This is a genomic window from Planktotalea sp., from assembly GCF_965659345.1.
In the GTDB taxonomy this organism is placed as follows: Bacteria; Pseudomonadota; Alphaproteobacteria; order Rhodobacterales; family Rhodobacteraceae; genus Planktotalea.
The window spans coordinates 1-25,152 of sequence record NZ_CBFHVK010000013.1 but is presented as its reverse complement, the minus strand read 5'-3'; the positions used below and the strand labels follow the sequence as shown (position 1 = coordinate 25,152).

Here is a 25,152-nt window from a genome sequence, read left to right as displayed (position 1 = left end):
TCACGTGTCCTTACAGATGTTCGTTAAAGGTGGTTTCGGCCCGCGCCCAAACACCACTGTCAAGGTTGGCGAGGGTGAGAAGGGAAGGCAAGAGTTGTTCAGCGTAATCCTGCGAACTTTCAACGGGCAGCATAGAGGGCAAATTGTCGATTGCAGTGACATCAAGCAATGGTTCGTCATGAACGCGAAGAGCTGGTTCTGTCCAAGTTGTGGTTCGGTTATAGACTTTGATCGGAGAAAAATCGCTATCGGGATCGCAGGCGATATCTCCAATAACGCGCAGCTGTCGCGGGTCTGTTTTAGCGCTTTGGGGAACGAAAACAGGCGTTCCGGGTCGTGCAAGTATGCAATTCAGAAATAGGGTGTGCTCCAGAACCTCAGGGAACGGACCGCCGCTTGCAGTTTCTGCCATGTCCCATTTTGTGACAGGGATATCGAGTGCCTTTAGCAAATCGCTCGCGCCTGTGCCGACGCGCCCCAGTGCACCGATGATCAAGGCGTTGAGAGTTGATTTATCCAAGTGTTGCAAGGATTCTTGCAAGTCATCAACGAGGGTCTCAGAGCTTTTGAAAACACCGACTGGTCCAGCGATAGCGCCGCTCTGTTGGGCCATCCAACAACGCAATACCACCGCAGCACCCGCATATCCGGCCCAGTAGCCAAATGCAGCCACACGGCGGCCTGTCTCATCGACGAGGTATTCCAGATCATAGAGGGTGCCACCACCTGCTTTGAAGCGACCAAGCAGAATGCGCCCACTGGCTTGCCCTTTATATGCATGACCAAACATGATGTGGCGGTGGGGAAGGGGTGAACCATCCTCGGGCAGCTCTTTCAGGCCAAAAATAATGGCGTTTACGGGTGCATCGGGCCAACTGTTTTCTGGTGCGATCTCACAGCCTGCTGCTTTGTACCCGTCAATTCCAATCGCGCGGACCGAGCTTTGCTCAACCGTAACGCGCAGCCCCGCTTTGATAAGTTCGGACGCTCCTGCAGGGGTTAGACCAACGCGGTCTTCGTTTTCGCGCTGCTCTGCGCGCACCCAGAGATGTGTCATGTCCTTAGCCTTTTAGATATGCGTTTGCGCGTGATGGCGCCCGACTTGCTCAAGATGAGCAATGTTATTGAATTGCGAGAGCGACAGTTTAGCACCGATCTTGGTGAAGCGATGTGTTGAAGAGTTCATGATCGAAAGACATGTGCGCGCAAAATTATCTGTATTTAGATCAAGGACTTGGCGCGTCATCAATCCGATCACGCCACCTGACGTGATCACCAGCGCGCGATCACTGCGCGCGCTTATGTCCTCTATCGCTTGGCAGACGCGGTCTTCAAAGCTCGCAAAACTTTCTGGAATGTCTTTGAGATGCCCGCCCATCCACGCTTCGAACAGACGCGGCATATGCGCGACGAATTCCTCTTGGAGCGTTGGGATGGGTTGACCGCTATAGGCCTCGAACGCATTCGAGAGATCGAAGTAGGCAAGCTCGTTCAGTCGCGGGTCTTGCGTGATTTGGGCGTATTGCTCTGCCGTCATTCCAGCTGCCGTTTCGACATGGCGGCGCAATGTCCCACAATAAACACTGTCAAAAGTCTGATGGGTTTCGCGCATATGCGCGCCAAGCCAAGCGGCTTGTTCGTGGCCAAGGGGGCTTAGCTTGTCATAACCGTGTTCGTCCGTGCTGTTCGAATTGGCTTGGCCGTGCCGCACCAGAGTAATTTGGGACATGAAGTTTCCTTATCGCATGACAAAGATGTAGCGCTGAGGATGCAGAGTTGAAAGGGGTGGATTTGTGTGAATGTATTGGAGCAAAGGAGACGTCGCATGCCCCTCGATCACCAACGATTTTTAGATAGTTTGCATCACTTGCGTAGTTTTGGCGCAAGTGGAGTTGGCAAAGGGGTAGTGCGCCCTGCATTTTCTGCCGCCGATATCGATGCGCGGGCCTGGTTGGCGGATCAGCTTCACGCATGTGGATTGACGGTTCATGTGGATCCGGCAGGCTCTGTCTTTGGACTCGCAGAGGGCAAAAGTCTTTTGTTGGGCTCGCACACGGACAGTCAACCCGAGGGAGGTTGGCTTGATGGGGCATTGGGGGTGATGGCTGCGCTAGAGATCGCCAAAGCGCGTTTCGAGGATGGGTTAGCGCCTGTTTCTGTCGTCTCATTTCAGGATGAAGAAGGACGTTTTGGTGTGACCACTGGCAGCGCCCTGTGGAGCGGAACGCTTGATCTTGTCAGTGCTGACACTTTGACGGATCAGAGCGGTGTTGCTTTCGCAGAAGCGCGTGCCTTGATGGATGGTAAGAGCGCCGAATTTGTTGATCCAGCGCGTTTCAGCGGTTTCATCGAGGTGCACATAGAACAAGGTCCAGTGATGGACGGCAGTGCTGATGTGGTTGGTGTCGTGAGCGACATTGTTGGCATTCGGGATATGAAAATCACCTTTGAGGGGCAGCAAAATCATGCAGGCACCACACCCATGGCGCTGCGACGCGATGCATTTCAGGCGTTGTCTGGGTTTAACACCTTGCTCAATGAAAGGCTGCGCAATGTTGTAACTCCGCAAACAGTTTGGACGATTGGGCATGTGAGTTTGCACCCCAATGCATCCTCTATTGTTCCGGGCAAGGTGACGTTTTCAATGCAATGGCGTGATGGCGATGCGGATCGACTTGCGCGGATGGAAGCGGTGATCAGAGAAACCGCAAACGAAATCGCGCAAATCCATGAAATGAAGCTAAGCTACGGTCCTTTACTTGGCCTTGAACCAGTCGCCATGGACAAGCATTTGCGCACGGCCTTGCAGGAAAGTGCAGACAAATATGCGCCAGATAGATGGCGTACTATGCCATCCGGTGCACTACATGACGCAACGAATGTGTCTGCTTTGATGCCTGCGGCTATGCTTTTCGTGCCCTCGATCAATGGGATCAGCCATGCATTCGAAGAAGACACCGACGAGGCCGATTTGGTTACTGGTCTGGATGTTCTAGCAGGTGCAGTTGCGCACCTTGTCTAGGGCCAAGTCCCGTTGGAACCTGACCCTACAAGGCGTTGCGAAGGTCTGATCCAGAAGATCAGAAATCAAGATTTTCCACGTTCAAGGCATTCTGCTGGATGAACTCGCGGCGCGGTTCAACAATATCGCCCATGAGCTTAGTGAACAGATCATCGGCTTCGGCAACATCATCAATCTTCACTTGCAACAAGGTGCGTGCATCAGGATCAAGGGTCGTTTCCCAAAGCTGGTCAGGGTTCATTTCACCAAGACCCTTGTAACGTTGCAAAGACAGACCTTTTTCACCCTCTTGCAAAATTGCGCTGAGCAAATCGAGCGGGCCAAAGATCATCTGATTGCGTTCTTTACGCACCAGCGTTGCGGGCAAGTTATAAACGTCTTGTAAGCTTTGCGTGAAACTACCGGTTTTGCGCGCTTCGCCAGAGCGCATCATCGGGCCATCAAGCGTGCGCACTTCTTCGACGCCGCGCAAAATTCTGGCAAGACGAATGCCGTGATCTTGTGTGATGCGACCTTGCCAACCTTGTTCATATTCAAGCGCGATAAGGTTCAAACGTTCTGCAACACGGTCAGCCGTTCCTTGCAAATCTTGGTCCACCACGCCGGGGACAAAGGCTCCTGCGATTGCGGCTTGCTCAAGAATGTGACGCGGATAGTGGGTCGGGAATGCGTCAAGCACGCGCTTGAGCTGACGTGCTTCATCGACAACGCGGCGCAGGTCTTGGCCAAGAATTTCTTCACCATTGCCTTGGCGCAGAACTGCGCCATCGATGCCTTGCTCGATCAGATAATTGTCCATCTCAGCTTGGTCTTTGAGGTACACCTCTGACTTGCCACGCGCGACCTTGTAAAGTGGTGGTTGCGCAATGTAGAGGTAGCCGCCCTCAATCAACTCAGGCATCTGGCGATAGAAGAATGTCAGCAAAAGCGTGCGGATGTGGGCACCGTCGACGTCCGCATCCGTCATGATGACGATCTTGTGGTAGCGCAGCTTTTCAATATTGAATTCGTCGCGCCCGATTCCTGTGCCAAGCGCCATGACAAGATTGCCGATCTCTTGTGAGTTCAGCATTTTGTCAAAACGGGCGCGTTCCACGTTCAGAATCTTACCTTTAAGCGGTAAAATCGCTTGGGTTTGTCTGTCACGACCTGTCTGAGCGGAGCCACCAGCAGAGTCACCCTCGACGAGGAAGACTTCAGTTTTGGAGGGGTCTTTTTCTGAGCAATCCTTGAGCTTACCAGCGAGGAAGTTCACATCCATCGCAGTCTTGCGTCGCGTAAGATCACGCGCTTTACGCGCAGCTTCGCGTGCATGTGCCGCTTCGATGATTTTGCCAACGATGATTTTTGCTTGTGCAGGGTTCTCTTCAAACCATTCCGCCAGTTTTTCGTTGACCAATCCTTCGACCGCGGGGCGGACTTCGGAGCTGACAAGCTTGTCTTTGGTTTGCGAACTAAATTTTGGATCCGGCACCTTGACGGACAACACGCAGGTCAGGCCCTCGCGTGCGTCGTCCCCCGTGAAGGTCACTTTTTCACGCTTGGCGATGCCACTGGATTGCGCGTAGTTGTTGATCGTGCGCGTCAAAGCACCCCTGAACCCTGCCAAGTGTGCGCCACCATCTCGCTGAGGGATGTTGTTGGTAAAGGGCAGTACGTTCTCATGATAACTGTCATTCCACCACAGCGCGACTTCCACGCCGATGTCGTCCTTTTCGCCAATCATGTAGACGGGCTCTTCCATGATGGAAGATTTGGAGCGGTCGAGATACTTCACGAATTCTTTCACGCCGCCGTCGTAATAGAGCTCGGTGCGTAGAGGTTCTGCAGGGCGTTCGTCTTCCAGAATGATGCGCACACCAGAGTTTAGAAAGGCGAGTTCGCGCAAGCGCTTTTCGAGCGTATCAAAAACATATTCGAGGCTGGAAAAGGTGTCCGTAGACGCGAGAAAGCGCACCTCAGTTCCCGTACGACCGCCCGCATCGCCGACGACTTTCAAGTGCTCCGCTGTGTCACCATGCTCAAAGCGCGCGACATGTTCCTTGCCGTCACGCCAAATGCGCAATTCCAACCAGTTAGAAAGCGCGTTCACAACAGAGACGCCTACGCCGTGCAGACCACCAGAAACTTTGTAGGAATTGCTGTCGAACTTACCGCCAGCATGCAGTTGGGTCATGATGACCTCTGCGGCGGACACGCCTTCTTCCTCGTGGATACCTACGGGAATACCGCGCCCGTTGTCGCTTACGGAAACCGATGAATCCGCGTGGATTTTGACATTCACGGCGTCCGCATGACCGGCTAACGCTTCGTCAATTCCATTGTCCACAACCTCGTAGACCATGTGGTGCAAACCGGAGCCGTCATCGGTGTCACCAATGTACATGCCTGGGCGTTTGCGAACGGCTTCTAAGCCTTTGAGAACTTTGATGGAATCGGCACCGTATTCGGCGTTATTTTGCTCGGTCTCGGACATGCGAAAAACCCCTCGTTATTTAGGAGTTTTATACTAATCTTTGGGGGGAATGTCACGCGCTACACCTATATTTTGTGTGGCCTGCATAGTTTAACTTTGACTGACGACCTTGGTCTCACTGATACCTGTGTTTTCAGTAACTTCGAGGTGTACAGATTGCGTCGATAGACTGTCAAAAAGTGAGGCCTCTGTGCCCGTCATCCAGGCTTGCGCCCTCAGTGCGCTGATCTCTGAGTAGAGCGCGGCACGGCGGTCTGCATCGAGATGTGCGGCCACTTCATCAAGCAAAAGGATCGGCGGAGCACCGATCTGAGCTGCAAGAGCACGTGCGTTGGCAAGGATTAAAGAAATGAGCAGCGCTTTCTGCTCACCTGTTGAGCAATCCTTGGCAGGCACACCCTTGGCGGTAAAAACGCCATAAAGATCAGCGCGATGCGGTCCAACAAGTGTACGGCCAGCAGCCAGATCACGAAAGCGGCTTGCTTCGAAGGCGTCTTTCAAATCAGCACTTTCAGCAGGCATCGCGTCTTCCGCATGGATCAATTCGAGATCAGCGGTCGGGAAGGGGGTTTCAGCTTCAGCCTGCGCTAAGCTCAGGAAAGTGAGCGTTTGAACGCGGTTTTCGTGAATGATGGCACCGGTTTCGGCAAGGCGCGTTTCAAGCACACCGTACCACATTGGATCGCGCACGTTTTCTTTCAAAAGTTTGTTGCGTTCGCGCATCGTCTTTTCATAGGTGAGCGACGCTTCGGCATGGTTTGGAAAAAAGCTCAACGCCATGCGGTCTAGGAAGCGACGACGCCCTTCAGCCCCTTCAATCCAAAGACGATCCATCGCGGGAATAAGCCAAAGCACACGGGAGAGCTCCGCAAGGCGGTTTTGTGGAACGGGTTTGGAGTCGGCTTTGGTACTGCGCGGATTGCCATTCTCAGACCACATCTCAATCTCATGCGTCTGGTCTTGGGATTGTAGAAGGCCGGTAATCTTCCAGCCCAGTGCTTCCGGACGACGGGTCATATCTTCGGCACTGGCGCGCCGCATGCCGCGCCCGGGCGAGAAAAGCGAAACGGCTTCAAGTATGTTGGTTTTGCCTGCACCGTTGGGGCCATAGATCGCAACAGGCAAAGGCCCACATGAAATGCGGGCCAGCTTATGCGAGCGGAAATGAGAAAGCGTCAGCTCGGTTAGGGCGAGCGTGGTCATTGAGACCCTTTAAACGCGCATGGGCATGACGACGTAAACAGCGCTTGTGTCATTGCCTTCGCGCATCAAAGTCGGATCGCCCGCAGAGTTAAAGAGGAACACAGCATTCTCGCGATCTACTTGGCTTGCGATCTCGAGCAAGTATTTGGCGTTAAAGCCAATTTCTAAACGCTCGTCACCGTAAGCAACGGCGAGCTCTTCTTCAGCCGCACCGCTATCAGGTGCATTGACGGACAGGACCAAACGATCTTCATCAAGCGAGAGTTTGACGGCGCGAGACCGCTCTGACGAAACAGTTGCAACGCGATCTACGGCCTTAGCAAAATCGGCTGCATCTACTTCGAGCTTGCGTGTGTTGCCTTGTGGGATAACGCGCGTGTAGTCTGGGAATGTGCCGTCGATCACTTTGGACGTCAGGGTGATTTCGGGTGTCGCAAAGCGTACTTTTGTTTCGGACACAGAGACAGCGATTTGCATGTCATCTTCATCAAGCAATTTACGCAGCTCGCCCACGGTCTTGCGTGGCACGATCACACCGGGCATCTCAGAGGCGTTTTCAGGCACGTCCGCATCAATGCGCGCAAGCCGGTGGCCATCAGTTGCGACGCAGCGTAGTACTTTGCCGCCTTCTGAATCAGAAATATGCATGTAAACGCCGTTTAGGTAATAACGTGTCTCTTCAGTGGAAATCGCGAATTTAGACTTGTCAAAGAGGCGTCGCAGAACGCTCGCTTGCGCAGAGAAGTTAGCGGAATACTCAGATGTCGCCATCACTGGGAAATCTTCTTTCGGCAAGGTCGCCAAAGAAAAGTTTGAGCGGCCGGCTTCAATCGTGAGGCGACCAGATGTGCCGTCATCGGTCAAAGTGACCTGCGCGCCGTCCGGCAATTTGCGGACAATTTCATTCAAGGTTGTGGCAGAAACTGTCGTCGCACCCGCGCGCTCAACCATTGCCTCGACCTTATCGACAACTTCAATGTCGAGGTCCGTTGCGCGGAAGCGTACTTCTGCGCCTTCAGCTTCAATCAGCACGTTTGCGAGTATCGGAATTGTGTTCCGGCGCTCAACTACGGATTGGGCGTGCGAGACGGCTTTAAGCAGCGTTGCGCGTTCGATGCTGATTTTCATGTGTCTCGCTCCTGAGAAGACGTGTCGGAACGACAAATTACCTGAATTGATGCAGCCCTCAAGCCCTTTCTATCAAAGGCAGGAGGGTTTGTTGGGCCTGTGTCTTATTCGGCTTAATTATTCTTCAAGCGCGCGGCGTAGCATCTCGATGTCTTCCGCGATTTGGCCATCCTGAATTTTCAGTTCTTCTATGCGTTTCACGCCATGCATGACTGTCGTGTGATCACGACCGCCAAAACGACGCCCGATCTCGGGCAGAGAACGGCTGGTCAGTTGTTTGCACAGATACATCGCAACTTGACGAGGGCGTGCAAAGTTGCGCACGCGCTTTGGGCCTATAAGTTCAGACAGGCGAATATTGTAGTGTTCAGACACGCGGCGCTGGATTTCTTCGACGGTAATCTTACGCTCCGACGCGCGTAACACATCAGAAAGGCAGTCAACGGTCAAATCCATCGTGATGTCACGACCTACGAGAGATGCAAACGCGAACAGACGGGTCAAAGCACCCTCAAGCACGCGCACGTTAGTGCTGATACGATGCGCAAGGAATTCGATGATACCCTCATCGATGTGAAGACCTGAGTACTGAGCTTTCTGGATCTCTACTTTGGACTGAAGAATGCCAAGACGCAGTTCGTAATCTGTCGGATGAAGATCTACCACAAGGCCGCACTGAAGGCGCGATTTGATGCGATCTTCCAGGCCTTTGATTTCGCCTGGCGCGCGATCCGCAGAAATGATGATTTGCTTATTCTGATCAACCAAGGCGTTGAACGTATGAAAGAACTCTTCCTGTGTGCTGTCTTTGCCGCCAATAAATTGAACGTCATCAACCATGAGAACATCAACTGCGCGGAATAGACTTTTGAAGTCCATCATTTTGCGTTCGCGCAAGGCTTGTACGAAACGGTACATAAACTGTTCCGCAGACAGATAGAGTACTTTGAGATCAGGGCGCGTTGCCTGCAATTCATGTGCTATCGCATGCATCAGGTGCGTTTTGCCGAGGCCAACACCACCGTATAGAAAGAGTGGGTTGAAGGTAACGGGACCACCTTCAGCGACGCGTCTCGCAGCGGCATGGGCAAGTTCGTTAGGTTTGCCGACAACAAAAGTGTCAAACGTAAATCGCTTATCGAGCGGTGCGCCTGCAAGCACGTCAGGAGTTTTGGTTGGTTGGGCACTAGGAGCCTTTACATCTGGCTTGGGTGCTAAATCGATGTGCTGTTTGCTGGTTTCTTGCGGGCTCGCCTTAAGGACTGCGAAGTGCACACGCTGAATGTCGTGACCTGCTTGTTGGGCCTGGTAAACGATCATGTCACCGAAATTTTGCGACACGTAATTCCCTAAGAAATTCGTTGGAACACTAAAGCTCGCAACGCCATTCTTAGCACCAACGAAGGAGAGTGGGCCGATCCAGTTTGTGTAGTTATTCTTGCCAACGGAAGCCCGTAGTATGTCTTGCAGCTGTCCCCAGTCGTCGAGCGTCATGTGTATTCTTTCTTATCCCAACCTTCTTTTGCGACCCCTCGGTGAGCGAGCAAAACCCCGAGAAAACGCACCGTTCAACAAGATCCTCGTTTGGATCAGGCAAACAGCGGCATCTTCGCCTTTTAGAAGGTCCCCACCCCTAAACTGCGCAATGATGCCGTAACCGTGAACCAAATCTGTTTCGCAAGTCAGTTGTACACCCTCGATGGGGTCATCAACTTCGTCAGCGTTGAGCATATGATTCTGTGGCGGCGCGTATCGCACTACATAGCTAGCAAGTTGGTCCGTGGGGCGGCAACTTATCTATGTCCTTGACTCATTGAATGCCGCAAAAGAATCTCTTTCGGCGACGTAGTGCAACAGGTCTGTCTGAAAATGAACGCACCCTAATTGAACCAGCTTGACGATTTTAATTTTTGCCGATTGCGGCCAGAATCAATCGGGGTATCAAAATTGATCATCATAAAATGACGAAAGCGCCAACCTGCATTCAGGTGGCGCTTAACATCAATTATTCAGGCTAGCTAATAAGCTAAGCTTAGCCGATCGCTTTGACGCGAGCGGAGAGGCGGGACATTTTGCGCGCCACTGTGTTCTTGTGATAAACACCTTTGGTCACGCCGCGCATCAATTCAGGTTGCGCGTCACGAAGAGCGGCAGTTGCCACTTCTTTGTCACCAGATGTAATCGCCTCTTCTACTTTACGAAGAAAAGTGCGGATGCGCGAACGACGCGCTTTGTTTACTTGAAAGCGTGCTTCGTTTTGACGAGCGCGTTTTTTTGCTTGCGGCGAATTAGCCATATATCATCGTCCCACTGTTTGGGTTCGGTTTCATCTTGAAGTCGGGTCTTTAGGGCCGACTCAGCGTTGTGTCAACAGCCCCTAGAGCCTGCGTCGTTTATTTGTCTCGAAATTGCGCTTGGCGCTTTTCAAGGAAGGCGGCCATACCTTCTTTTTGGTCTTCTGTCGCGAAGAGCGAATGGAACAATCGACGCTCAAAAAGGATACCTTCGCTCAGCGTTGTTTCGTAACTGCGATTCACCGCCTCTTTAACTGCCATAGAAGTTAAAACAGACTTCTCGGCAATCTTCTGAGCCGCGCCAAGCGCTTCTTCCTTGAGCTTTTTCACAGGAACAACACGACTGACTAGTCCGCTGCGCTCTGCTTCTTCCGCGTCCATAAAGCGACCTGTTAAGTGCATGTCCATGGATTTGGATTTTCCAACAAACCGCGTCAGGCGCTGCGTGCCACCGATCCCTGCTACAACGCCGAGGTTGATCTCGGGTTGGCCGAACTTTGCTGTATCGGCTGCGATGATAAAGTCGCACATCATTGCAAGTTCACATCCGCCGCCTAAGGCATAACCAGCGACAGCCGCGATAATCGGTTTGCGAGTTGCGCGCACTGTGTCGCCTTCGTCCGCAAAAAAGTTGGACATAAACATATCAACAAACGTCTTCTCAGACATTTCCTTGATATCAGCACCAGCAGCGAATGCTTTGTCAGAGCCGGTCAACACGATGCAACGCACCTTGTCATTCTTATCGGCATCCAAAAGCGCTGTGCTTAGTTCGCTTAATACTTGTGAATTCAACGCATTCATCGCTTCGGGGCGATTGATACGAATAAGGGCGACGTGATCTTCGATGTCGACGATCAGCGTTTCATAGGCCATGTGGTTCGCTCACTGTTGTTGCGCTCAGGCCTGTTTGCTTACCATGTGCACTGTGTGTTTCAAGTTATCTTTGACAAGTTGGACAATAGAAACTTGAGCGCCCTGATTGAACGATACGTTTGATTGACTTGTCACAACCCTCGGTTTTGCACGGTTCACCTTCGCGCCCGTATACGTCAAAGCTATGCTGAAAGTATCCAAGGTCACCGTCCGCTTGGCGGAAGTCTTTGAGTGAAGATCCTCCTGCTTCAATAGCATCGCTGAGCACTTGCCGGATGATCGGAACAAGGCTTGCGACACGTTGTTTGGAAATCTTGTTGGCTTTGCGTGCCGGGGAAATACGTGCTCTGTAAAGTGTTTCGCAGACATAGATATTTCCCAATCCCGCAACGATGGCCTGGTCCAGAAGCGCGCTTTTGATTGGGCTTCCTTTCGCAGAGAGAGCGTCAATCAGGTAAGCCTCATCAAAGCTGTTTCCGAGTGGCTCGGGCCCTATAGAAGATAAGAGTTTGTGATGATCCGCAGTCTGAGTATCTAGCAGATCCATCGCTCCAAAACGTCGCGGATCGTTGAACGTAATGCGTGCCCCATTTTCCATATGGAAGACCACATGATCGTGTTTTTCTGGTGCCGGATGATCATGCATAAACTGACCAAGTTGAGCGCCTGAAATCAACATTCGCCCTGACATGCCGAGATGAATCAGCAGCGATTCGCCTGTATCCAGGTCTGCGAGGATATATTTAGACCGTCGCCGTAAGCGTTCGATTTTGGCCCCAGTCAGACGTTCACTCATTTTGTCAGGGAAGGGCCAGCGCAGATTTGGCCTGTTTACATCTGCTTTTGCGATGCGCGCACCTTCCATAACGGGTGCTAAGCCGCGTCTGACGGTTTCTACTTCAGGTAATTCTGGCAATTTACATCCCCGATCATTGCATTGAGCGAGCCAAAAGGGCGCATTGTATCGGGTGTGCAGCGCTCTATAACAAAGGTCAAATAAAAGGATGGATCAAACGTATGAGCGATCAGATTTCCGAGACCACACATTTTGGCTTTCAAACTGTCCCCGAGACTGAAAAAGCGGGTCGCGTGCAAGGCGTCTTCAATTCAGTTGCGTCCAAGTACGATATCATGAACGACGTTATGTCGATGGGCATCCACCGCGTTTGGAAAGATGCAATGATGGACTGGCTTGCGCCACGACCCGGCCAACGTTTGTTGGATGTTGCGGGCGGCACGGGCGATATTTCGTTTCGGTTTTTGAAACGCGCAGGCAGTGGCCACGCGACGGTGCTGGATCTTACAGAGCCTATGCTGGTTGAGGGCCGCAAGCGCGCGGAAGCGGGTGCGATGATTGATTCGCTCGATTGGGTTGTTGGTGATGCGATGGCGCTGCCGTTCGAAGATAATAGCTTTGACGTATATACGATCAGCTTTGGCATTCGAAATGTTACCCGCCCGCAGGAAGCATTGAACGAAGCGTTTCGTGTTTTGCGTCCCGGCGGCCGCTTGATGGTGCTGGAATTCTCGCAAATACCCAACCCCGCGATGCAATGGGCTTATGATCGCTACTCTTTCAACGTTATCCCACCGATGGGTAAGTTGATCGCGAATGATGCGGATAGCTATCAGTACCTCGTTGAATCCATTCGTAAATTTCCCGATCAGGACACTTTTCTCGATATGGTGCGAAAGGCTGGGTTTGGAAACGCCAAGTATCGCAACCTGACCATGGGCATTGCCGCACTTCATTCTGGTTGGAAGATCTAGCAGATGCGCGGACCGCATAATATTTGGCGTCTCATCGTGACAGGCGCAACTTTGGAACGAACAGGTGCGATGGGCGTAGTCCTTGACGCTATGGATGCGCCACGTCCACTGCGCATCCTTGCCCGTACTTTAGGGTGGCCTTTCAAATGGCTCGGCTACAAGGGCGATTTGAACATGCCGCCTGCGCCCCGCGCACTTACAGCGCTTGGGCCTGCCTATATTAAGTTCGGTCAAGTTCTGTCGACACGACCCGATGTTGTTGGCGAGGAGCTTGCCGTTCAAATGCGCGTTTTGCAGGATAAACTTCCCGCATTTCCGATTGAGATCGCCAAAACAACGGTAACGCAAGAGCTGGGCAGACCAGCTGACCAAGTGTTTTCCGAGTTTAGTGAACCGGTTGCTGCCGCCTCGATCGCGCAGGTTCATCAAGCAACCATCGCTGAGTCTGGCGAAGTTGTCGCGGTAAAAGTACTACGTCCCGGTATCGAAAAAGCGTTTCGAAAAGACATAGACGCGTTTTTTCTTGCGGCTGAGATGATCGAGTTGCTCTCACCAGCGTCCCGTCGTTTGCGACCAACAGAGGTGATAACGCATTTCGAAGGCGTTGTTATGGGTGAGCTTGACCTTCGTTTGGAGAGTTCGGCAGCATCTGAATTTGCGGCAAACACAGGTGATGACACTGGATTTACGCTTCCAGTGGTGAAGTGGGATCTGTCCGCGCGCCGTGTCATGACGCTTGGCTGGGCTGACGGTGTTCCTTTAGGGGACAACGATGCAATTGATAATGCGGGACATGATCGTAGTGTTTTGGCGTCGCGCGTTTTGGAACTGTTTTTGAAACATGCACTACGCGACGGATATTTTCACGCGGATATGCATCAGGGTAACCTGAAGGTGGCGGCAAACGGTGACATCATCGCTTATGACTTTGGGATCATGGGCCATATAGATGAATATACGCGCCGCGTTTATGCGGAAATACTCTTTGGCTTTATTCGCCGCGATTACAAGCGTGTCGCAGAAGTGCATTTTGAAGCGGGTTATGTGCCTGCTGATCGCGATGTAGAGGAATTTTCTCGTGCGCTTCGTGCTGTGGGTGAACCGATTTTTGGCATGGATTCGACGCATATTTCGATGGGTCGGTTGCTGAATTACTTGTTCGACGTGACAGAACGTTTTGGCATGGAAACACGTACAGAGCTCATTTTGTTGCAACGCACGATGGTTGTTGTTGAAGGCGTTGCGCGTTCGCTTGATCCGCATATGAACATTTGGCAAGTCGCGCGCCCTGTTGTGGAAGAGTATATCAAAGGCAGTATTGGCCCTGCAGCTGTTGCCCGAGACTTGGGTAAAACTGCGAAAGTTTTGGCAAGATTTGGACCACGACTTCCCGCGCTTGTGGAAGAGGCTTTGATCAGACAAGCAGGCGAAGTTCCCGTCAAGGAATCTAACAAAACACGCAGCCGAAGCGTTTGGTTCGGCGCTGGCAGCGTAATTGGCGTCGCCGTTTTGTTGATCGTTCAATGGGCATGGTTTTAATCAACATCTCGCAAAGCAGAGACTTCACTTGGCGAGACAGAGACGCCACCCTCTAGAATTAGCAGAGTTTCACCGTCTTGTATGACGGCTTCGCGGACACGATTGTAAGGGGTCGCTGGAACAGTTGATTGTAGGCTACCACCTTTGAAGCCTTCAATGCTGAATGCATAGGTATCAGAAGGTGCGACTGTGCCGTCTACAAACTGCCCGTCCCAAGTTAAATCGGTTCCGGAGACTGGGATGTTAAGTCTTGTTGCGATTTCTCCCGATGCGTCACGAATGACAAGAATACGTTGATCAAAATCGTCGGGTTCTGGCGTTACCAGTTCAATTGGTGTGCCTTCGAATGCCGCCGTGTTGCCAGCCCTTACCTCCATTCCAACCCATTGGCCGAGCGCGCCAATCCCACCGCCCACCATGCTGCTGCTGAGCGCGCTTAGCATATCATTGGTTAACACCTGTTGTTCGACTGAAGAAAACGTTGCCAGCTGAACAGCAAAGTCAGCAGAATCTACTGGATTGAGCGGATCTTGATTTTCCATTTGGACCGTCAGCATTTTTAGGAAAGTTTCAAAATCACTGCTCAGTGCAGAGTCTGCTGAAGGCGCTACGCCTGTCGATTGTGAAGGAAACAAAGGCGGGCTTTGGGTGTTTGATATGGTCGTTTCCATCGATTAAATCCTTATGTCTAGTCCGCTCGAAACAGGCAGGTTTACTGCGAGCAACATTTCAGTTTCGTTGCTTTTCAGTGTTTCCGTATCTTCTGAATGATCTCCATCGCCGAGTGCTTGATCTTGTGGTGAAGTGAAGGTGAAGGTCAGATTTTCGTGACCCAAATTTTTGAATTGTTGATGTAAAAACTCCATTTGTCGCCTCATCAGGTCTTGGGTTTCTGCCCGCTCAGCAATGAAAACTATATTTGTGCCGTTGGCTGTGTGTTCGAGCTTTATGGCGAGGCGACCTAGATCTTCGGGCTTCAGCGCGACTTCAATTTGCCCGGCATTATCCCGAAGAGACAGGAATGTATCGACGGTTTGTGCCACATGGTTCAATGAGGTGGTTTGTGTCGGCGCAATGGTTGCAGCTGGCACATATGCAGAAAGGTGCGCTGAACTTTGCGATTGTTTAATTAAGCTGCTCTCATTTGTGTGGCTCCGGTCGCCTACAGGAAGTGTCAGTTCTTCTGTCTTCTGGAGCAATGAAGCTTCAAGGTTATCAGTCGGTTGATTGGCAATAGGAGTGTCTAGCCGCGCAGATGTATTGCTCGCCCGCGGCATATTCATCGATGTTGCCGTTGGCGTTTCAATCGTTTGCTCCGGTATTTTATCAATGAATTGCTGAGCCGGAGACAGGGCGATTAGAGCCGTTGGCGATGCCGTAACAGGTCGTGCTTCCTTTAGTTCTCCAACTATTTGTTTCTCGCGCATTTTAGGAATCCGAGGATCAACTACTACAGAAAAGGCCTCAGCACCTGCGCTGCGATAAGCCGCGAAATTAAGACCGTTTTCGTTTTGCGATGGGGCACCATCGATCAGTTTATCCGTTAGATGCTTCGAGCGGACATCGGTCAATTCACTCATCGTTGCTTCAACAGATGAGGAAAGTTTCGTGTTAAGCGGAATTTTACTCCCAGTTTGCAGTGCTTCAACCTGGACTTGATGAAGAAATAATTCATTTCTCGGCGCCTGCTCCACTCGCATGCTTGTGACTTGTACCATATCTTCAACGATTCCGGTCGTTGTTGAATCCTGTGTGTTCTGAACTTCTGAAGCTTCGCCAAACGTGTTACTTTGGTTGTGTTTAACCTTGTCTTTCGCAGTGATAGTTCCTGTTTCTTTACATGGATTTAGCTCAGACATTGAATCTTGAAGTGTGAATTTTTCATCGACATTGGTTTCAGCGAGTGATTTTCTAGACGGCTCTATTTCTGGGCTTCTTGAAGAACTTTTGTGCTCCAGAATTTTGGGTTTTTGGTCTTTCAATGCCAAGTTTTGAATCGTCGTTTTGAAGTCTGATATATCCTGAGCAGACTGTAACATAGGCTGCCGTTCCGCTACCGGAGCTTTAACAGTAGGGTTCGTTCTAGACATGTTTGGTTCCAGCGATGCCTGCATAGGTGCTCCAATCATTTGTAGCGCCGTTTTATTTGTGAACAGTTACCAGTTGTTTACTGAAAGCGATTATTTCTCCTGAAACACATCAAATTTTACAGAAGGAAGATTTAGCGATGTATCAGGGAACCCTCACGACACCTCTAAGCTCAAATCCACAGCTCAATATCGCGCGGTCTGAGCTTTCGATCGGTGAAAAGCTTGAAGCTGTTTTTCTGTCAGAAATGCTCAAAGCAAGTGGCGTTGGCGAAAGTCCAAGCACTTATGGAGGTGGTGTTGGTGAAGATCAATTCGCTTCATTTTTACGCGATGCGCAAGCGCGAGAAATGGTAAGAGCAGGTGGGCTTGGCTTAGCGTCATACTTTGATCAGGCGATCAAAAAGGCGGGTGATGAATGAGGAATGATGCTCTCTCACAAGCGCTCGATAGCATATTGGAACAGGAATATAGTGCGTTGTTGTCAGGGAGTTTGGACGAAATTGAGACTTTGGGCGCAAAAAAGTTGGAGCTGCTTGAACATATAAGTGCATTGCCTGTTCGTGAAATCGGAGCGTTCAAGCATTTTCGGGCACGGCTGTTTCGTAACCATACACTGACGCAAAGTGCTATGGAGGGTATGCAAAAGGCGATCCAGCGAACCAAAGATGTCGCTTATGTTTCTGCAGGCTTAAATACTTATGGTGCGAACGGGAAAAAACAGCATCTCGCTGTTAAAGGCTCCGGTGTTCTGTCGCGGCGCAGCTAAAATTCGATATAAATCACAAATGCTTAGGGGTGTGTTATTAGTATCCTTTTAAGAAACCCCATTCAAATGTGAAGAGCGCTGAACGTTGAGTGGCGCAAGAGTTCACGCGATTGCTCTTGCAGTGTCAGGATGCACCTTTGTTTGCTCCATTTTGGAGTGGGAAACACGATCGGTACCAAGCGCTAAAGCCTTAGGAGATAGCTATGCCTAGAATTGTCACAAACAATAACGCGATCATTGTGGATCAAGCCTTCAAGCCCATCGATACGGGCCTTTCCAAGGTACATCCCTAGACAGCGTTGAAACAGTTGCGCGTAGACTGGGCGGTGCAGCTAGCAACACTGACATTGTGATTAACGCCTCAAGTGAAGATCAAGCACCAGAGCCGCTTCTTTTTCTCTTCTGATAGTGACCCTTGAGGAGCGTTCGTTCGAGTGTTCTCATTTCATCTAGTTTGACCGCTCTTATAGGATCTACCTCTTATGCACCGTGCTGCGACAGCGTCTCGTTAGTATTATTTACTTTGCTATCACAGGCGCTTGAGCGAGGAACTTGAGTATGAAGCTATATTGCGAGCTCTACGCAATTTTTTTGGAAGTTCTGAGAGAACCGCGCTGAACTTTCTGAGGCTTGAAAATATTAGACAAGAATATAGAGGTTCGGGTCGTAATTAGAATCCAAGTCACTGACACTGAGAATTTGCTCGATGCAAACGTCTGTGCTCGCCCCTTTTATCTTTCAGAGTTTGTTTTGGGGCGGACCGGCAAAACATAGCGTGATGGAGCAAATATCGCCTTGTCAATAGAAACAGAAAATGGGGTCCTTTAATCGCTAAGGGTTTGGGAGTGAAATGGTAGGTTTAGTTTTGAAACTTGCGCCAAAAGAGCGCGTTATTATTAACGGTTCGGTTCTCGAGAACGATCTTCGGAGGTCGCAATTTTCGATTGTCACACCAAGTGCCAACGTTCTGCGGCTCAAAGAGGCGATCCATCCAGAGGATGCCACAACACCGACAATGCGCTTGTGCTATCAACTTCAACTGATCTTAGCGGGACGCATCGCATATCTCGATGCAGCAAAGCACATCGACTGCCAGTTCACCAATTTAGCTGACATTTTTGAGGAAAGTTATTGTCAGCAACAATTGGACACAGCGCGGAAAGCGGTTGCTGAAGGACGGTACTATAGCGCACTTAAGTTACTTAAGTTGATAGTGCCAATTGAAGAGCGATTACGTTCGCGCCTCGGTGCAAAGGTGTGATGCTATGAGCTTTCAACCTATTGTTGTTGGGACAGGATTGGTCGCATGGCGTAATTTGCAACGCTCTTTGTCGCAACAACTTGAGACTTTTACCAATACCGCTGAACAAAAGCGGCTTGTTACACGTTTTGAAACCAAGGCACCGGAATTGACCTCGGCGGAGGCTGTTGTATCTGATCGTCAGGTGTTGGCGCTAGCTTTGGGTGCCTACGGTCTGCAGGACGATCTGGACAACCGCTTTTTCGTCAAACGGATCCTGAGCGAAGGTGCAAGCGAACCTGACGCGCTTGCAAATCGGTTGACCGACAGACGCTACAGACGGTTAGCGAGTGATTTCGCGCTTGACGGCTCAAGTCAATTCACCGGTGTCCTGCCCGGCACTGCGAAGCAAATTTCTACGGATTATGTAAGGCAAGCGTGCTCAATTGCGGTTGGACAGCAAGACCAAAGTTTGCGCCTTGCACTGAATGCTGCGAGCGAGTTTGAGCGTATTTCTGACTTAGATGTCAGCGATAATGCAAAGTGGTTTTTGCTGATGGGTAACCCCCCTTTACGCAGAGTTGTCGAAACTGCGCTTGGCCTTCCAGAGTCATTTGGCCAATTGGATATCGATAGGCAATTGGACGTGTTCCAAGGTCGCTCATTCTCATCCTTCAACGCCAAGAGCTTTGGTGATCTGGCAAGTAAAGAAGTGCGTGACAAGGTTGTCGATAGCTTCTTGCTCAGAGAGCAAATGAGCCAAGCGCAGAGCGTTTCATCTGAAAATATCGCACTTCAATTGCTTTCTTTTGGTAGATAATAACTAAAAATAAATCTGTTGTTCTTAACATTGCTTCAATTCGGAAAGCAGGCTGTCGTATGAACAATTGGTTAACTCTAGTGACGATGTTTTGGCATTTTCTTACCTCGGCCCTTAGGTGTCGCTTGGTGCAAGCTAGAATGTTAGCCGGAGCTGTATTTTTCAATATTTTTACAGCTGCATTGTCCGCGTCACCTTCAGACGAATGCTTGCGTTCCATACGCTATGCTTCGCATGAGACGGGTGTACCTGCTTCACTCTTGTTGGCGATATCACGCGTGGAAACAGGCAGGTCTGTTGGTGGTGTTGTGAAACCGTGGCCTTGGGCAATCAATGTGCGTGGTACTGGGGAGTGGCTGGCGACAAAAGAAGCGTTGTTGGAACATGCACTCGCGCAGATTTCAAAAGGCGAAACGCGTTTCGATGTTGGTTGTTTCCAATTGAACTATCGCTGGCATGGCGACTCGTTTGCTAGCTTGGATGAAATGATCTCTCCTAAAAGTAATGCGCTTTATGCGGCAAAGTTTCTGAAGTCACTCTACCTCGAGTTTGGAGATTGGACAAAGGCTGCTGGGTCCTATCATTCAAGAACGGACGAACTGGCCGCAATTTATAAAGCAAAGTTGGCGCAACATTACGAATCGAGTCAAATTACGGCACCGACATTAACGCCGGCGCAACGAAAGGTCGTTACTGAACGACCAAACTTTTACCCACTGTTGCAACCCGCGACCCTCAAATCGCATCTCGGCTCGTTGGTGCCCAGAGATGCAAAATGATTTGTCTGAAGATGGCGTGGATCGGTCTTACAAATGAAGCTTAGTTTCAATCCGACCATCTTGCTTGTTTTGGCGCTGATGACAGTCATCATCATGATGATTTTGCCGATGCCGGCTTTCGTGCTTGATATGGGTCTTGCAATTTCATTCGGCCTTGCGATTTTGATCTTCACGATCACGCTGTTTGTTGAACGGCCATTGGATTTTTCATCCTTCCCGACCATTCTGCTGGCAACATTGATGCTGCGTCTGTCGTTAAATATTTCATCTACGAAACTGATCATTGGTGAAGGTCACACAGGCACAGGTGCGGCAGGTGGTGTGATTGAAGGCTTCGCCGATTTTGTGATGGGCGGCAGTGTTTTCCTTGGCCTTGTGGTTTTTGGTGTTCTCCTGATCGTGAATTTCATGGTGATAACCAAAGGTGCCACACGTATGGCAGAGGTTGGCGCGCGCTTTGCTTTGGATGGCATGCCGGGCAAGCAGCTTGCCATTGATAGTGATATGTCCGCGGGTGCGATTGATCATACTGAAGCGAAGTTGCGCCGAGAGCGCGACCAACAAGAAACAACGTTTTTCGGATCGTTAGATGGTGCATCCAAGTTTGTGAAAGGCGATGCAGTTGCTGGGCTGCTTATCACTTTACTCAATTTTGTGATGGGTTTGATAATGGGCACGGTCGTCCACGGTATGCCAATTGGCCAAGCGTTTGAAACTTATGCAATCCTTACCGTCGGTGATGGTCTTGTATCGCAAATCCCGGCCGTCATTATCTCTATCGCTGCGGCACTTTTGTTGGCGCGCGGCGGCGCGATTGGCTCAACCGATCTGACGCTCTTCGCCCAATTAGGTAAACATCCTGCCGCCTTGTTAACTGTTGGTCTTTTGATGGTGCTATTTGCGTTGGTACCAGGACTGCCAATCATCCCGTTTCTTCTCGGGGGTATCGCCCTTTTGGCTGCAGCTTGGGTGATGCATCGCAAGGCAGACAGTATCGAAACTGCAGTGCTAAAGGCAGAAGATACGACCGTACCTACTCAAGAAGAGACGATGGCGGACATTTTAGATGTGGACGATATCCACGTACAATTTGCGCCAGATTTAGTTGATATGGTTCTTGATCCTGGAACCGGGCTGGATGCGCGGATTCGAAATATGCGGCTTCACGTTGCGAAAGAATTCGGGCTCGTCATGCCTGAAATTCGACTTACCGATGATCCCAGTTTGCCGGCGGGGGCTTATCGCATCAACATTCATGGTGTTGAACAAGCGATGGGCGTTTTGCAATCAGATCGTTTGCTGGCGCTTGTGGACGAGCAAGGCAAACAAGAACAATCTGATCTTGTGAGCGAACCTGTGTATGGTGCGCCTGCCATCTGGATCGATCCTGCAGCACAAGAAAAAGCCGCGTTGTCTGGCCAAACAGTTGTGTCACCGTGCGAAATCTTGGCGACACATATATTAGAGAGTTTGCGAAAGAATCTCAGCAGACTACTTACATTCAATTCACTTCAGCGACTTCTCGACGAGCTGGTCAACTTGACAGACACTCAACGTGGGGACGCGAACCGAAGATTGCTCGACGAGTTAGTGCCTGAAAAAGTCCCGCTTGATGTGTTGCATTCGGTTCTGAGGCTTTTGTTGGCGGAGCAAGTTTCGATCCGCAACCTGCCAATTATCATCGAAACGATTGCGAAACTGCGGGCTATTCACTCAAGTCCCGAAGCGACCTGCGAGTTTGTGCGTCAAGCTCTTGGGTTCCAGCTGATTGCAAACCTCAAACGAAGCGATGGAACGATTCCGCTGATCCAACTCGCGCCTGAATGGGAGCAGACCTTCAACACCTATCAACTCGATAGCGAACAAGGGGTTGCGAACATAGCATTGCCTCCAGATATTTTCAGCAAGCTTGTCTCATCGCTTAGTGACCAAGTATCTGAACAGTCGGAACGCGGAGTTGCACCCGCGATCGTGACATCTACCCAAAGACGACGGTTTCTGCGCACCGTTATGTCTGCACGTGGTATTTCAACGCCGGTTTTGTCGTTCGAAGAAATCGGGACAGAAGCTATACCTTCTATTGTGGGGGTAGCAGCAGCATGAATGCTTTGATGCCTGAAACATGGCCGCCGCTCGTTTACGGTTTTTTGCTGGTTTTGTTTCGTATTTCAGCGCTGGTTGCGCTGTTACCAGCGCTCGGCGAAGCTTCTGTTCCCGTTCGGGTAAAGCTCGCAATCGCAGTGTCGATGACAATAATAGTCTTTCCGCTCGTCGAGGGTACGGTACCCTATTTTGCAACCGACACCATCTGGATCAAAGCGTTGATCATAGAAATTGGTATCGGGCTTTGGTTTGGTATTCTTCTCAGGGTCTTCGTGTTTTGTTTGCAAACCGCCGGTTCGATTGCGGCCCAAGCGACGTCGCTCTCACAAATTTTGGGATCCGCCGGGGTAGAACCGCTCCCGGCAATGGGTCATGTGCTTACAATGGCGGGCATGACCTTAGCGTTGACCTTTGGCTTGCACGTGCATGCAGTGCTGTACCTACTCGGGTCCTATACTTTGTTCCCAACCGGTCAGGTGCCAGATCTTGCCTTGGTCAGTGAATCGGGGGTGGCGCAAATAGCCTTAGGATTCCGCCTAGCATTCTCACTCGCGGCACCTTTTGTAATTCTTTCAATCCTCTACAATCTTACACTAGGGGTCATTAATAAAGCGATGCCGCAATTGATGGTTGCCTTCGTTGGTGCACCAGTCATCACCTTGGGCGCACTTGTTCTGCTCGCGATTTCGATTCCCCTTATGTTGAGCACCTGGGCAAATGCACTTTTTGAGTTTCTGAATTCAGGCTTTGTAAGCTGATGGCAGAACAAGACGATGTAGCCGATAAGAGCCATGAGCCGACGCAAAAAAAGCTCGACGATGCGCGAAAGAAAGGCGAAATCGCACGATCCAATGACGTTAACGTTGCTTTGTCGTATTTCGGGGTTTGGCTTCTTCTGCTCACGGCAGGTGCGTTTGCGGTTTCTAATCTGGGTGTCATTTTGCAAAGCAGTTTGCGTGAGGCACCGAACCCAGAACATAGCCTGGTTTTCAGCGCCGGCTTGTTCGCTCAGATTTTGCTGGGTGCTGGAAGCTTTGTTGGCCTGTTCGCAGCGGGCCCTGCGTGTCTTATTATATTGGTGCTTCTTTCGCAGCGGGCATTGATCTTCACGCCTAGCAAACTGATGCCAAAGCTCTCGCGGATCTCGTTGATAAAGAACGCAGGCAACAAGTTTGGGCGGGGCGGGCTTTTTGAGTTTGCGAAAAGCTTTGTTAAGTTAAGTGTCTATTCGCTCTGCTTGGCGGTGTTCTTGTGGGTGAACGCGGATGTGGTCGTTGGTACGTCCGCGGGAACGGACCGAGGCGCGATTCTGGTCCTTTTCGATCTGTTGATTTCATTTCTTAGCCTAGTTGTTCTTATTGCGGCAGTTATAGCAGCCATTGATTATGGTTGGCAGGTGATGGAGCACCAACGCAAGAACCGGATGTCTCATAAAGAAATGCGTGATGAATCTAAGGATAGCGAAGGCGACCCACATCTGAAGCAAGCACGAAGAACGCGTGCGCAGGAAATAGCGCATTCGCAAATGATGTCGGACGTTCCCAGCGCTGATGTCATTATCGTAAACCCCACGCACTATGCGATTGCTCTGAAATGGGAAGGGTCGCGCTCATCAGCCCCAATCTGTGTCGCCAAAGGTGTTGATGAAATTGCGTTGCGTATCCGTGAAGTTGCGCATGACTCGAACGTCGCTATTCATTCCGATCCGCCAACAGCTCGGGCACTTCACGCGCTGGTCGAGATTGGAGAAGAGATAAAGCCAGAGCACTATGCTGCCGTTGCGGTTGCGATCCGATTTGCCGAAGCGCTCAGAGAAGGAAAACAACGTGAAGCGAGATAAATGGGCTCAACTTGCGCAGTTATCAGATTTGATCTTTGACGTGGAGGCGCAGAAATTCGCTAGACTCCAAGAGGAAGAGGCCAAGCTAAAACAAAAACGGGACAGATTAGAGGAGATGAATGCAGCAGCACTGAATGCTTTTAACCAGGGACACCTGTCTTTGCGCATGGGTGGGGATTTTTACTGGCAAACCTGGGTTGGAAATAACGCATCACGACTTGGACAGGCTCAAGCGCGCGCGCGCGCTTTAAGCGAAATACATAAGCCAGCACTGCGAAAAGCATTCGGGCGCAAAAATGTTTTGAAGAACCTGATTGGCAAATAGACTCAGTCGAAGCTGCATGTCGTCCAGACACACTTGTGCAACACCATATGTTGATTTTGATTGTCGAGTGGGATGAAACAGTAGCTAATTTCTTTGAGTGAGGGGTCGATTAGTTCTCTGTAAATAAACAGTTTTTTGGAAAACTTTGGTTTTTTTCAAAAACTTCCAAAAAAGGTCTTGCGACTATTATCTGATAACACTAGAACCCCCTTCAGCAGCGACGGACTAAGCGGCGCGGCACTAACGGAGCGGAGGAAACGAAGCGAAGTTAGGGACTAAAATCGAGAGAGTGATGGCGGGGCGCGCTGAGGAATATACGGCGCATCTTGTTTTTGTTGTCTCAACGTTATTTGAAATTGATGGAATACTGAAGAGATATGTGGGCGGTTTGGTTCATTCGATGGATCAACCTCGGCATATCGCGCTAGTAGGGAATGTGTCATAGACGCGCTACCGATGATCTAGTGTCAGCTTCACTGTTTGGACGGCTTCTGACTACTTTGTAGTCTTTAGCACAACAAACAGAAGATGAATGATTTGAACAATCATTCGATGTGCAAAGGTTCGACGTCAAGGATAGGCAGTAATGCCTTTCAACTTGAGAGTTTGATCCTGGCTCAGAACGAACGCTGGCGGCAGGCCTAACACATGCAAGTCGAGCGCTTACCTTCGGGTAGGAGCGGCGGACGGGTTAGTAACGCGTGGGAATATACCCTTCACTACGGAATAGCCTCGGGAAACTGAGAGTAATACCGTATACGCCCTTCGGGGGAAAGATTTATCGGTGAAGGATTAGCCCGCGTAAGATTAGATAGTTGGTGGGGTAATGGCCTACCAAGTCTACGATCTTTAGCTGGTTTTAGAGGATGATCAGCAACACT

The 25,152-nt window shown here is 50.5% G+C and carries 23 protein-coding genes and 1 rRNA gene; 13 read left to right on the top strand and 11 right to left on the bottom strand.

Annotation, left to right across the window (positions count from 1 at the left end):
• Positions 1-10: 10 nt before the first annotated feature.
• Positions 11-1,057, bottom strand: a complete 1,047-nt coding sequence (locus ACTG3Z_RS11805; RefSeq protein ID WP_439143271.1) for a saccharopine dehydrogenase — start codon at positions 1,055-1,057, stop codon at positions 11-13.
• Positions 1,058-1,069: 12 nt separating this feature from the next.
• Positions 1,070-1,729: a histidine phosphatase family protein gene (locus tag ACTG3Z_RS11800; RefSeq protein ID WP_439143270.1), complete on the bottom strand. Its 660-nt coding sequence runs from the start codon at positions 1,727-1,729 to the stop codon at positions 1,070-1,072.
• Positions 1,730-1,825: 96 nt separating this feature from the next.
• Here ACTG3Z_RS11800 and ACTG3Z_RS11795 point away from each other — a divergent pair, with 96 nt between their 5' ends.
• Positions 1,826-3,022, top strand: a complete 1,197-nt coding sequence (locus ACTG3Z_RS11795; RefSeq protein ID WP_439143269.1) for a hydantoinase/carbamoylase family amidase — start codon at positions 1,826-1,828, stop codon at positions 3,020-3,022.
• A gap of 58 nt (positions 3,023-3,080) precedes the next feature.
• Here ACTG3Z_RS11795 and gyrB read toward each other — a convergent pair whose 3' ends face one another.
• The 7 genes from gyrB to mutM all read right to left on the bottom strand — a co-directional run bounded on the left by gyrB (position 3,081) and on the right by mutM (position 11,915).
• The gene (gyrB, locus tag ACTG3Z_RS11790; RefSeq protein ID WP_439143268.1) at positions 3,081-5,498 is read right to left on the bottom strand and encodes a DNA topoisomerase (ATP-hydrolyzing) subunit B; all 2,418 of its coding nucleotides are present in this window, start codon (positions 5,496-5,498) and stop codon (positions 3,081-3,083) included.
• A gap of 90 nt (positions 5,499-5,588) precedes the next feature.
• Entirely contained in the window at positions 5,589-6,701 is a 1,113-nt protein-coding gene (gene recF, locus ACTG3Z_RS11785) for a DNA replication/repair protein RecF (RefSeq protein WP_439143267.1), read from the bottom strand.
• 9 nt (positions 6,702-6,710) lie between these two features.
• Positions 6,711-7,829 (bottom strand): DNA polymerase III subunit beta, encoded by a 1,119-nt coding sequence (dnaN, locus tag ACTG3Z_RS11780; protein ID WP_439143266.1) that lies wholly within the window; start codon positions 7,827-7,829, stop codon positions 6,711-6,713.
• Positions 7,830-7,946: 117 nt separating this feature from the next.
• On the bottom strand, positions 7,947-9,323 hold the full coding sequence (gene dnaA, locus ACTG3Z_RS11775; RefSeq protein ID WP_439143265.1) for a chromosomal replication initiator protein DnaA: 1,377 nt from the start codon (positions 9,321-9,323) through the stop codon (positions 7,947-7,949).
• Between the two features lie 538 nt (positions 9,324-9,861).
• Positions 9,862-10,125, bottom strand: coding sequence for a 30S ribosomal protein S20 (rpsT, locus tag ACTG3Z_RS11770; protein ID WP_375265498.1), 264 nt, complete (start codon positions 10,123-10,125; stop codon positions 9,862-9,864).
• Between the two features lie 97 nt (positions 10,126-10,222).
• A complete protein-coding gene (locus ACTG3Z_RS11765; RefSeq protein ID WP_375265499.1) occupies positions 10,223-10,999 on the bottom strand; it encodes an enoyl-CoA hydratase in 777 nt (258 codons plus the stop codon).
• A 64-nt stretch (positions 11,000-11,063) separates the two neighbouring features.
• Complete coding sequence (gene mutM, locus ACTG3Z_RS11760) at positions 11,064-11,915, bottom strand: bifunctional DNA-formamidopyrimidine glycosylase/DNA-(apurinic or apyrimidinic site) lyase (RefSeq protein WP_439143264.1); 852 nt, start codon at positions 11,913-11,915, stop codon at positions 11,064-11,066.
• 101 nt (positions 11,916-12,016) lie between these two features.
• On the opposite strand from mutM, the gene ubiE reads away from it, so the two are divergent.
• Entirely contained in the window at positions 12,017-12,769 is a 753-nt protein-coding gene (ubiE, locus tag ACTG3Z_RS11755) for a bifunctional demethylmenaquinone methyltransferase/2-methoxy-6-polyprenyl-1,4-benzoquinol methylase UbiE (RefSeq protein WP_439143263.1), read from the top strand.
• 3 nt (positions 12,770-12,772) lie between these two features.
• Positions 12,773-14,308 (top strand): 2-polyprenylphenol 6-hydroxylase, encoded by a 1,536-nt coding sequence (gene ubiB / locus ACTG3Z_RS11750; RefSeq protein WP_439143262.1) that lies wholly within the window; start codon positions 12,773-12,775, stop codon positions 14,306-14,308.
• Here ubiB and ACTG3Z_RS11745 read toward each other — a convergent pair.
• Entirely contained in the window at positions 14,305-14,979 is a 675-nt protein-coding gene (locus tag ACTG3Z_RS11745) for a flagellar hook capping FlgD N-terminal domain-containing protein (RefSeq protein WP_439143261.1), read from the bottom strand. The two genes, ubiB and ACTG3Z_RS11745, sit on opposite strands and share 4 nt — an antisense overlap.
• Before the next feature lie 3 nt (positions 14,980-14,982).
• On the bottom strand, positions 14,983-16,437 hold the full coding sequence (locus tag ACTG3Z_RS11740) for a flagellar hook-length control protein FliK (RefSeq protein ID WP_439143260.1): 1,455 nt from the start codon (positions 16,435-16,437) through the stop codon (positions 14,983-14,985).
• A 98-nt stretch (positions 16,438-16,535) separates the two neighbouring features.
• Here ACTG3Z_RS11740 and ACTG3Z_RS11735 point away from each other — a divergent pair, with 98 nt between their 5' ends.
• The 10 genes from ACTG3Z_RS11735 to ACTG3Z_RS11690 form a co-directional block, all read left to right on the top strand.
• Positions 16,536-16,817: a rod-binding protein gene (locus tag ACTG3Z_RS11735; RefSeq protein ID WP_439143259.1), complete on the top strand. Its 282-nt coding sequence runs from the start codon at positions 16,536-16,538 to the stop codon at positions 16,815-16,817.
• A 71-nt stretch (positions 16,818-16,888) separates the two neighbouring features.
• Positions 16,889-17,164 (top strand): hypothetical protein, encoded by a 276-nt coding sequence (locus ACTG3Z_RS11730; protein WP_439143258.1) that lies wholly within the window; start codon positions 16,889-16,891, stop codon positions 17,162-17,164.
• An 850-nt stretch (positions 17,165-18,014) separates the two neighbouring features.
• Complete coding sequence (locus tag ACTG3Z_RS11725; protein ID WP_439143257.1) at positions 18,015-18,425, top strand: flagellar biosynthesis repressor FlbT; 411 nt, start codon at positions 18,015-18,017, stop codon at positions 18,423-18,425.
• Positions 18,426-18,429: 4 nt separating this feature from the next.
• Complete coding sequence (locus ACTG3Z_RS11720; RefSeq protein ID WP_439143256.1) at positions 18,430-19,224, top strand: DUF1217 domain-containing protein; 795 nt, start codon at positions 18,430-18,432, stop codon at positions 19,222-19,224.
• Between the two features lie 59 nt (positions 19,225-19,283).
• Entirely contained in the window at positions 19,284-20,003 is a 720-nt protein-coding gene (locus tag ACTG3Z_RS11715) for a lytic transglycosylase domain-containing protein (protein ID WP_439143255.1), read from the top strand.
• Between the two features lie 33 nt (positions 20,004-20,036).
• Positions 20,037-22,106: a flagellar biosynthesis protein FlhA gene (flhA, locus tag ACTG3Z_RS11710; protein WP_439143253.1), complete on the top strand. Its 2,070-nt coding sequence runs from the start codon at positions 20,037-20,039 to the stop codon at positions 22,104-22,106.
• Complete coding sequence (locus tag ACTG3Z_RS11705; protein WP_439143252.1) at positions 22,103-22,864, top strand: flagellar biosynthetic protein FliR; 762 nt, start codon at positions 22,103-22,105, stop codon at positions 22,862-22,864. The genes flhA and ACTG3Z_RS11705 overlap by 4 nt, the downstream gene beginning before the upstream one ends.
• Positions 22,864-23,946, top strand: coding sequence for an EscU/YscU/HrcU family type III secretion system export apparatus switch protein (locus ACTG3Z_RS11700; RefSeq protein WP_439143251.1), 1,083 nt, complete (start codon positions 22,864-22,866; stop codon positions 23,944-23,946). The genes ACTG3Z_RS11705 and ACTG3Z_RS11700 overlap by 1 nt, the downstream gene beginning before the upstream one ends.
• Positions 23,933-24,271: a hypothetical protein gene (locus ACTG3Z_RS11695; RefSeq protein ID WP_439143250.1), complete on the top strand. Its 339-nt coding sequence runs from the start codon at positions 23,933-23,935 to the stop codon at positions 24,269-24,271. The genes ACTG3Z_RS11700 and ACTG3Z_RS11695 overlap by 14 nt, the downstream gene beginning before the upstream one ends.
• A 594-nt stretch (positions 24,272-24,865) precedes the next feature.
• A 16S ribosomal RNA gene (locus ACTG3Z_RS11690) occupies positions 24,866-25,152 on the top strand; the annotation flags it as partial.

Coding starts and splice junctions, on each gene's coding strand:
- ACTG3Z_RS11805 (WP_439143271.1), bottom strand. CDS start 1,057: ATGACACATCTCTGGGTGCGCGCAGAGCAGCGCGAAAACGAAGACCGC.
- ACTG3Z_RS11800 (WP_439143270.1), bottom strand. CDS start 1,729: ATGTCCCAAATTACTCTGGTGCGGCACGGCCAAGCCAATTCGAACAGC.
- ACTG3Z_RS11795 (WP_439143269.1), top strand. CDS start 1,826: ATGCCCCTCGATCACCAACGATTTTTAGATAGTTTGCATCACTTGCGT.
- gyrB (WP_439143268.1), bottom strand. CDS start 5,498: ATGTCCGAGACCGAGCAAAATAACGCCGAATACGGTGCCGATTCCATC.
- recF (WP_439143267.1), bottom strand. CDS start 6,701: ATGACCACGCTCGCCCTAACCGAGCTGACGCTTTCTCATTTCCGCTCG.
- dnaN (WP_439143266.1), bottom strand. CDS start 7,829: ATGAAAATCAGCATCGAACGCGCAACGCTGCTTAAAGCCGTCTCGCAC.
- dnaA (WP_439143265.1), bottom strand. CDS start 9,323: ATGACGCTCGACGACTGGGGACAGCTGCAAGACATACTACGGGCTTCC.
- rpsT (WP_375265498.1), bottom strand. CDS start 10,125: ATGGCTAATTCGCCGCAAGCAAAAAAACGCGCTCGTCAAAACGAAGCA.
- ACTG3Z_RS11765 (WP_375265499.1), bottom strand. CDS start 10,999: ATGGCCTATGAAACGCTGATCGTCGACATCGAAGATCACGTCGCCCTT.
- ubiE (WP_439143263.1), top strand. CDS start 12,017: ATGAGCGATCAGATTTCCGAGACCACACATTTTGGCTTTCAAACTGTC.
- ubiB (WP_439143262.1), top strand. CDS start 12,773: ATGCGCGGACCGCATAATATTTGGCGTCTCATCGTGACAGGCGCAACT.
- ACTG3Z_RS11745 (WP_439143261.1), bottom strand. CDS start 14,979: ATGGAAACGACCATATCAAACACCCAAAGCCCGCCTTTGTTTCCTTCA.
- ACTG3Z_RS11740 (WP_439143260.1), bottom strand. CDS start 16,437: ATGATTGGAGCACCTATGCAGGCATCGCTGGAACCAAACATGTCTAGA.
- ACTG3Z_RS11735 (WP_439143259.1), top strand. CDS start 16,536: ATGTATCAGGGAACCCTCACGACACCTCTAAGCTCAAATCCACAGCTC.
- ACTG3Z_RS11725 (WP_439143257.1), top strand. CDS start 18,015: ATGGTAGGTTTAGTTTTGAAACTTGCGCCAAAAGAGCGCGTTATTATT.
- ACTG3Z_RS11720 (WP_439143256.1), top strand. CDS start 18,430: ATGAGCTTTCAACCTATTGTTGTTGGGACAGGATTGGTCGCATGGCGT.
- ACTG3Z_RS11715 (WP_439143255.1), top strand. CDS start 19,284: ATGAACAATTGGTTAACTCTAGTGACGATGTTTTGGCATTTTCTTACC.
- flhA (WP_439143253.1), top strand. CDS start 20,037: ATGAAGCTTAGTTTCAATCCGACCATCTTGCTTGTTTTGGCGCTGATG.
- ACTG3Z_RS11705 (WP_439143252.1), top strand. CDS start 22,103: ATGAATGCTTTGATGCCTGAAACATGGCCGCCGCTCGTTTACGGTTTT.
- ACTG3Z_RS11700 (WP_439143251.1), top strand. CDS start 22,864: ATGGCAGAACAAGACGATGTAGCCGATAAGAGCCATGAGCCGACGCAA.